This window comes from Geodermatophilus sp. SYSU D00710 (assembly GCF_054050195.1).
The window spans coordinates 1-7,714 of the sequence record NZ_JBJGYX010000105.1 but is presented as its reverse complement, the minus strand read 5'-3'; the positions used below and the strand labels follow the sequence as shown (position 1 = coordinate 7,714).

8 protein-coding genes are annotated in these 7,714 nt (G+C 72.5%); 5 read left to right on the top strand and 3 right to left on the bottom strand.

What is annotated here, in order from left to right; genetic code table 11:
* Positions 1-123: 123 nt before the first annotated feature.
* The 5 genes from ACI78U_RS24545 (at position 124) to ACI78U_RS24525 (ending at position 3,811) form a co-directional block, all read left to right on the top strand.
* A complete protein-coding gene (locus ACI78U_RS24545; RefSeq protein WP_456878063.1) occupies positions 124-786 on the top strand; it encodes a YggS family pyridoxal phosphate-dependent enzyme in 663 nt (220 codons plus the stop codon).
* Positions 786-1,742: a cell division protein SepF gene (locus tag ACI78U_RS24540; protein ID WP_456878062.1), complete on the top strand. Its 957-nt coding sequence runs from the start codon at positions 786-788 to the stop codon at positions 1,740-1,742. The genes ACI78U_RS24545 and ACI78U_RS24540 overlap by 1 nt, the downstream gene beginning before the upstream one ends.
* 70 nt (positions 1,743-1,812) lie before the next feature.
* Positions 1,813-2,109, top strand: a complete 297-nt coding sequence (locus tag ACI78U_RS24535; protein WP_456878061.1) for a YggT family protein — start codon at positions 1,813-1,815, stop codon at positions 2,107-2,109.
* 69 nt (positions 2,110-2,178) lie between these two features.
* Positions 2,179-2,895 carry a DivIVA domain-containing protein gene (locus ACI78U_RS24530; RefSeq protein ID WP_456878060.1) on the top strand — a complete coding sequence of 239 codons (717 nt, stop codon included), beginning with the start codon at positions 2,179-2,181 and terminating at the stop codon, positions 2,893-2,895.
* 82 nt (positions 2,896-2,977) lie between these two features.
* The gene (locus tag ACI78U_RS24525; RefSeq protein ID WP_456878059.1) at positions 2,978-3,811 is read left to right on the top strand and encodes a sulfite exporter TauE/SafE family protein; all 834 of its coding nucleotides are present in this window, start codon (positions 2,978-2,980) and stop codon (positions 3,809-3,811) included.
* Positions 3,812-3,860: 49 nt separating this feature from the next.
* On the opposite strand, the gene ACI78U_RS24520 is transcribed toward ACI78U_RS24525, so the two are convergent.
* The 3 genes from ACI78U_RS24520 to ACI78U_RS24510 form a co-directional block, all read right to left on the bottom strand.
* Positions 3,861-4,781: a carbohydrate ABC transporter permease gene (locus ACI78U_RS24520; RefSeq protein WP_456878058.1), complete on the bottom strand. Its 921-nt coding sequence runs from the start codon at positions 4,779-4,781 to the stop codon at positions 3,861-3,863.
* Positions 4,778-5,767 carry a carbohydrate ABC transporter permease gene (locus ACI78U_RS24515; RefSeq protein ID WP_456878057.1) on the bottom strand — a complete coding sequence of 330 codons (990 nt, stop codon included), beginning with the start codon at positions 5,765-5,767 and terminating at the stop codon, positions 4,778-4,780. The genes ACI78U_RS24520 and ACI78U_RS24515 overlap by 4 nt, the downstream gene beginning before the upstream one ends.
* A 123-nt stretch (positions 5,768-5,890) precedes the next feature.
* Positions 5,891-7,267, bottom strand: coding sequence for an ABC transporter substrate-binding protein (locus ACI78U_RS24510; RefSeq protein WP_456878056.1), 1,377 nt, complete (start codon positions 7,265-7,267; stop codon positions 5,891-5,893).
* Positions 7,268-7,714: the final 447 nt, after the last annotated feature.

Below are 7,714 nucleotides of genomic sequence, written 5' to 3'. Positions count from 1 at the left end.
CGGGGGCGCGCGGGGGGCGAGCGGCGGCGCCGCCCGCCCCCCCCCCCCCCGCCCCCCCCGGCGCCCCGGCCCCCCCCCCCCCCCCCCCCCCCCCCCCGGGCCGCCGGGCGCGACCCGGGGTCGGTGACCCTGCTCGCGATCAGCAAGACCGTGCCGGCCGACGACGTCCGCGCCCTCGCCGCGCTGGGCCAGACGGCGTTCGGCGAGAACCGCGCGCAGGAGCTCACCGCCAAGGTCGCCGCGCTCGCCGACCTGCCGCTCGAGTGGCACTTCGTCGGCCAGTTGCAGCGCAACAAGGCGGCGGCGGTGGCCCGCACCGGCGCCGTCGTCCACTCCCTCGACCGGGCGCCCCTGGCCCGCGCCCTGGCCCGGGCGGGGGAGGATCGTGGCCGCGCCGTCGACGTCTTCGTACAGGTCGACCTGGGCGGCGCGGCGGGGGAGCTGGCCGAGCGCGGCGGCGCCGCACCCGACGACGTCCCCCGGCTGGCCGAGGAGGTCGCCGCCCTCCCGGGCCTGCGGCTGCGCGGGCTGATGGCCGTCGCCCCGCGGGACGAGCCGCCGGGCCCGGCCTTCGCCCGGCTGGCCGCCCTCGCCGAGCGCCTGCGCGCCGACCACCCCGCCGCCACCGAGCTGTCGGCCGGCATGAGCGGCGACCTCGAGGAGGCCGTCGCAGCCGGCGCCACTATCGTGCGTGTCGGAACCGCGCTCTTCGGCTCCCGGCCCCTAACCTCGCCCCGAGTCACACGAGTCACAGGGGTCCCACCCGGGTCCCCGGAGGAGGTCTGATGGCCGGGGCCATGCGGAAGATGGGCATCTACCTCGGACTCGTCGAGGACGACGACGCCCGCGCCTACGGGCGCTACGACGCCCGCCCGGCCGACCACCCCGACCGGTACGACGACGGCCGTTACGACGACCGCTACGACGAGGAGCGCTACGACGATCGCCGGGCCGGCCGGTACGAGGGCCGCTACGACGAGCGCTCCGCCGACCGCTACTCCTCCGACGGGCGCGGGGAGGCCGGCTACGGCGGCTACGACTCCCTGACCGGCGACCCCGCCTACGACGAACGCTACGACCGCCGCTACGACGACGAGCGCTTCGACGAGCGCGCCGAGCCGCGTGCGGCCGAGTCGCGGGGCCACGAGTCGCGCGGTGCCGAACCGCGCGGCCACGAGCCCGCGGGCGGGGCCGAGCCGGCCCTGCCGCGCCGCGGCGCCACCCGGCTGGGGCTGGCCACGCCGGTGGCCTCCTCGGGCCCGGTGCCGGCCTCCGCCGAGTCCCGGCTGCCGGGCCCGTCCGGTGCCGCCGGGCCGCGCCTGGGCGCCGTCGGCGGCCCGGGCGGTGGCGCGGTCGGTGCAGGCGCCGTCAGCGGCTCCGGCCCGGCGGCCGCCGCGGGCCTGGCCGCCCGCGAGCCGGTCGCGGCGGCGGAGCCCGCGCCCGCCCCCGCTCCCGCGAAGCAGCCCTACCGGATCACCACGATGAGCCCCAAGACCTACAACGAGGCGCGGGCCATCGGCGAGGCCTTCCGCGAGGGCAGCCCGGTCATCATGAACCTCACCGAGCTCGACCACGCCGACGCGCGGAGGCTCGTGGACTTCGCAGCAGGACTGATCTTCGGCCTGCGCGGTAGCATCGAGCCCGTCACGGCCAAGGTGTTCCTGCTCAGCCCGAGGGACGTCGACGTGACGGCCGAGGACAAGGCCCGGATCCGCGAAGGCGGGTTCTTCGCCCAGTCCTGAGGTCGTCGGCCGGGGCGCTGGAGCGCAGGCGAACACGGCACCCGCGGGTGCCCCGGGACGAGCGAGGACAGTGGCTCTCTTCTGGCAGATCGTGTCGTCGGTCCTGCTCGTCTTCCTCATCCTGCTGTTCGCGCGTTTCGTCGTGGACTGGGTGATGGTCCTGGCGCGCAGCTGGCGCCCGTCGGGCTTCGTGGCCGCGGGTCTCGAGGTCGTCTACGCGACCACCGACCCCCCGCTGAAGGCCATCCGCAAGGTGATCCCGCCGTTGAACCTGGGGTCGATCCGTCTCGACCTCGCGTTCATGGTCTTATTGATCGCCGTGTACATCCTGCGGAGCATCACGTCTGGTCTCGCCCTCACCGCGTGACCACCGCTCACGCGGTCCGCGTGTGATCGACCCGACCCCGTCCCCGCCGTCCGACCCGAGGTGAGCCCCTTGCCACTCACGCCAGCCGACGTGCACAACGTCGTCTTCAAGAAGCCGCCGATCGGGAAGCGTGGCTACGACGAGGACGAGGTCGACGCGTTCCTCGACGTGGTGGAGGCCGAGCTCGCTCGGCTGATCGAGGAGAACAACGAGCTGCGCTCCGGCTCGAGCACCGGCCGGGTCCCCGCCCAGCAGGCCGCCCCGGAGCCGCCGCCCGCGCCGGCCCCGCCGCCGCAGCCGGTGTCCCGCGAGGACGACACCACCCGCGCCTCCCGGATGCTGGCGCTGGCGTCGGAGACCGCCGACCGCTACGTCAACGAGGCCAAGGCGCAGGCCGACCAGATGGTCTCCAGCGCCAAGGCGACCAGCGACCGGCTGCTGACCGACGCCCGCGCCAAGAGCGAGCAGATGGTCAACGAGGCCAAGCTGCGCGCCGACTCGATGGTCAACGACGCCCGCACGCGCGCCGACACGATGGAGCGCGAGGCCCGGGCCAAGGCCGCCGCCCTCGACCAGGACGCCGAGCGGCGGCACCGCGAGGTCATGGGCGGTCTGGAGGAGAAGCGCGCCAACCTCGAGCGCAAGATCGAGGAGCTGCGCACCTTCGAGCGCGAGTACCGCACGCGGTTCCGCTCCTACCTCGAGTCGCACCTGCGCGACCTCGACAGCCGCGGCTCGGCCGAGCCGTCGTCGGCCAGCCGGCAGACGCAGCACGCGACCGCCTGAGGGCGTACGCGGCCCTCGCCGCCCTGACGACCGGTCCCCGTCCCGCCACCCGGCGGGGCGGGGACTGCTGCGTCGGCTCCCCGTGACGCACCGGCGGCGCTCGCCGTGGCTGGCAGCGGTCACCGGTGCGGCCGTCGGGCTGCTCGGTGGCCTGGTGGGGCTGGGTGGCGCCGAGTTCCGGCTGCCGCTGCTGCTGGGCCTGTTCGCGTTCGCGGCCCTGCCGGGCGTCATCGTCAACAAGGCACTGAGCCTGACGGTGGTCGTCGCGGCCATCCCGAGCCGGCTGGGCGCGGTCCCGTCCGACCAGCTGGCCGCGCACGGGATCGTCGCCGCGAGCCTGCTGGCGGGCAGCCTGCCGGGGGCGTGGACGGGAGCGGCCTGGGCCACGCGGATGCGCGCCGCCACCCTGTACCGGGTCCTGGCGCTCCTGCTCGTCGCCATCGCGGCGGTGTTCGCCGCCCACCACCTGGGCCGGCTGCCGCACCCGGACCTGCCGACCGCCGCCCAGGCCGGCGCCGGTGTCGTCGCCGGGTTCGGCATCGGCGTGGTCGCCGCGCTGATGGGCGTGGCCGGCGGCGAGCTGCTGGTGCCGGTCATCACGGTGCTGTTCGCCGTCGACGTCAAGGTCGCCGGCAGCCTGTCGCTGCTGGTGTCGCTGCCGACCATGCTGATCGGGTTCGCCCGGTACAGCCGGTCCCAGGCGTTCGCCGTGCTGCGGCAGGACGGCCGGTTCGTCGCGGCGATGGCGGCCGGCTCGGTGGCCGGAGCGGTGGCCGGTGGACTGCTGCTCGGCGTCGTGCCGACGGCGGTCCTGGTGCCCGCGGTGGTCGTGCTGCTGCTCGCCAGCGCGGTCGAGGTCTGGCGGCACGCCCGTCCCGCGGGCGCGCGGGTCCCGAGAACGGAACCGGCCCCCTGAGCCCTCCGGGGAGGGCTCAGGGGGCCGGATGCGTCCGAGCGGTGGGGCCTCAGCCCTTGACGCTGCCGGCGAGCAGGCCCCGGACGAAGTAGCGCTGCAGGCTCAGGAACACCAGCAGCGGCAGCACGATGGACACGAAGGCACCGGCGGCCAGCAGGTACCAGTCCGACCCCCGGGTGCCGGCCAGCTCGGCCACCCGCACGGTCAGCGGGACGACGTCGGGGGCGCCGCCGGCGAAGGTCAGCGCGACCAGCAGGTCGTTCCACACCCACAGGAACTGGAAGACGCCGAACGCGGCGATCGCCGGGGTGAGCAGCGGCAGCAGCACCTGGAAGAAGATCTTCACGTGGCCGGCGCCGTCCATGCGGGCGGCCTCCACCAGCGAGGCCGGGATCTCCTTCATGAAGTTGTGCAGCAGGAAGATCGCCAGCGGCAGCGCGAAGATCGAGTGCGACAGCCAGATGGTCCAGAAGGACCCGTTGAGGCCGGTGTCGACGTACAGGCTGAGCAGCGGGATGAGCGTGACCTGGATCGGGACCACCTGCAGCGCGAAGACCGCGATGAACAGGATGTTGCGGCCCGGGAACTTGATCCAGGCGAACGCGTAGGCCGCCAGCAGCGCCAGGCTGATCGGGATGATCACCGCCGGCAGGGTGATGACGAGCGAGTTGAGGAACAGCGTGGCGAAGTTCGTCCCGCCGTAGAGGACCTCGTTGTAGTTGTCGAGGGTGAACTGCGGGTCGGTGAAGAACGTCCACCAGCCCGACCGGCGGATGTCGAGCTCCGGCCGGAAGGAGGTGATGAGCAGGCCGAGCGTCGGGATGGTCCACAACACCGCGATGACCAGCGCGATGATCGATGCGGCGGGGGAGCTGAGCCGGTTCTTGGCGGCCACCGCGCGGCGCTCGGTGCGGGTGAGCCGGCGCTCGTCCGGGGGGACGGGCGCCATGACCGGGGTGGTCGTGGTCATCGGATCTCCTCCGCGAGGCGCAGCTGACGGACGTTGTAGGCGATGATCGGGATGACCAGCACGAACAGGAGGACCGCCAGTGCCGCGCCGAGCCCGAAGTTGAACTGCCGGAAGGACTGGGCGTAGAACTCGTTGGCCACGACGCTGGTGTTGAAGTTGCCGCCGGTCATCGTCCGCACGATGTCGAAGACCTTCAGCGTCACGATCGCCACCGTCGTGAGCACGACGACCAGGGCCGGACGGATGCTGGGCACGGTGACGTAGCGGAACATCTGGATCCCGCTGACGCCGTCGAGCCGGGCGGCCTCGACGATGTCGTCGGGGATGGCCTTGATGGCCGCCGACAGCACGGTCATGGCGAAGCCCGCCTGGATCCAGATCATGACCACGATCAGGTACACCGTGTTGGCCGGGGCGTTGAGCAGGAACTGCTGCGGCTCCAGGCCGAACAGCACCAGGATCTGGTTCAACAGACCGATCTGGTTCACCCCGGGCTGGTCGGGGCGGTACTCGTAGACGAACTTCCAGATGACGCCGGCACCGACCATGGAGATCGCCATGGGGAGGAACACCAGCGCCTTGGCCAGCGACTCGAACCGGGTGCGGTCGACGAGGTAGGCGTAGACCAGGCCGAGACCGGTGGTCACCAGCGGGACCAGGACCACCCACAGCAGCGTGTTGAGCAGGACGGTCTGGAAGTTGTCCTCGGTGAACACCGTCGCGTAGTTGTCCAGGCCGACGAACTCCGAGCCGTCCCGGTTGTAGAACGACCCGCGGACGGTCTCGAGGGCCGGGTAGACGAGACCGACCGCCAGCAGCAGCAGCGTCGGTCCGACGAAGCCGGCCGCCACCACCCAGTTGGGCACCCGCTTGGGCCGGTCGACCGCGAACAGGATCACTCCCATCACGGCCGCGAACAGGAGGATGGCGAACACCATCAGGGCGATCTTGTGCCCCGTGGTGGTCGCGTCCAGGAACCACTGCACCGCAGACGACCTCTCCTCGGCAACGGAACGCCGGGGGGACCGGCGCGGCGGTCCCCCCGGCCTCCGGGGGTGGTGGGACGGACGGTCCCGGTCAGCCGGGGAGGCCGACCGGGACCGCGGTGGTCAGGACGTCGGCCAGGCGTTCTCGACGTCGGTGAGGACCTGCTCGGTCGGCTTGTCGGTCGCGATCCAGTTGGTCAGCTCGGTCCACAGGGCACCGGCGCCGACCTCACCCGGCATCAGGTCCGAGCCGTCGAACCGGAAGGTCGCGTTCGGGTCCTGGAACTGCTCGGCCGCCAGCTGGTCGATCGGCGAGGTCAGGTTCTCGACGTCGAGACCGGTGTTGGCGCTGACCCAGCCCGGGCCGGAGACCTGGGCCTTGATGTTGGCCCACTCCGGGGAGGAGAGGTAGGTCTGGAACGCCTGGGTGGCCGGCTCGTCGTTGAACGCCGCGGTGAACTCGCCACCGCCGAGGACCGGGGCGGTGTCACCCTCGATGGGCGGCAGCGGGAAGGCGAAGATGTCGCCCTCCTCGGAGATGTCGGTGCCCTCCGGCCAGTTGGCCTGGTAGAAGGACGCCTGGCGGTGCATGAAGCAGCTGCCGTCGAGGATGGGCAGGCCCGCGTCGGTGAACTCGGTCGTCGCGATCGACTGCACCTCGCCCAGACCGCCGTTGACGTAGTCGGCGTTCTTGAGGATGCCGCCGACGGTGTCGAGCGCCTCGACGATCTGCGGGTCGTTGAACGGGATCTCGTGGTTGACCCACTGGTCGTAGACATCGGGGCCGGCGGTGCGCAGGACGACGTCCTCGAGCCAGTCGGTGGCCGGCCAGCCGGTGGCGTCACCGGAGCCGATGCCCACGCACCACGGCTTGGCGCCGGACTCGGCGATCTGGTCGGACAGGGCGACCATCTCGTCCCAGGTCTGCGGGACCTCGTAGCCGGCGTCGGCGAAGGCCGACGGCGAGTACCAGACGAAGGACTTGGCGTTGGCGCCCAGCGGGGCGGCGTAGAACTCGCCGTCGACGCTGCCGTAGTTCTTCCAGCTCTCGTCCCAGTACTCGTCGACGTTGGCCTCGACCTGGCTCGGCGCCGGCACGACCGCACCGGCGGCCACGAGGTTGGCCAGCAGACCCGGCTGCGGGACGAACGCGATGTCGGGGGCGTTGCCGCTCTGGACGCGCACGACGAGCTGGGCCTCGAACTCGCGGGACCCCTCGTACTGCACGTCGACGCCGGTGCACTCCTCGAAGGGGACGTAGGAGTCGATGTGCGGCTGGTCCTCGGGGTCGACGATCGAGGTGTAGACGCTGACCGTCTCGCCCTCCAGGTCGCCGAACTCCTCGTAGGGGGCGCAGTCGATGCTCAGGTCGGAGGCCGCGGCCTCGCCGTCGCCGCCGCCCCCGCTGGTCTCGCTGGCACCGCAGCCGGCGAGCACCAGCGCCACACCCAGGCCGCCGGCCAGCGCCGTGGAGCGCCGGCCTCTCGAGCGCATGCTCATGTACTTCCCTTCGGGTTGCTGCGGCGTCCTCGCCGCACTGCGTCATCGCAGACGGGCATCCCGGCACCAGGGGCCGGTCGCCACGCTCGCCCGGGGACGATAAGCGGCGCGGAGGTCGGTTTCGCGCAACAGTGTTGAAACCGTTATGGAAGGGCGTCCCGGCTCATCCGGACGGGTCGTTCCGGAATGTCCGCAGGTCGGCGCCGGTGCCCGTGTCCGTGCCCCGGACGGGTAGCGCGAGGGTGCCACCATGGTCCCGGGACCAGTCGCGTGCCAGAGTGGAGTGCTCTGCACCGGCGCAGAACGGAAGTCGAAGGGACCTCATGGCCGCCATCACCTACGACCACGCGACGTTGACCTATCCCGGTGCCACCGCACCGTCGGTGAGCGGGCTGGACCTGGACGTCGCCGACGGGGAGTTCCTGGTCCTGGTCGGCCCCTCGGGCA

What these genes read in the sequence shown, in the direction of transcription:
- ACI78U_RS24540 (WP_456878062.1), top strand. Translation starts at nt 786, where the DNA reads ATGGCCGGGGCCATGCGGAAGATGGGCATCTACCTCGGACTCGTCGAG.
- ACI78U_RS24520 (WP_456878058.1), bottom strand. Translation starts at nt 4,781, where the DNA reads ATGACCACGACCACCCCGGTCATGGCGCCCGTCCCCCCGGACGAGCGC.
- ACI78U_RS24510 (WP_456878056.1), bottom strand. Translation starts at nt 7,267, where the DNA reads ATGAGCATGCGCTCGAGAGGCCGGCGCTCCACGGCGCTGGCCGGCGGC.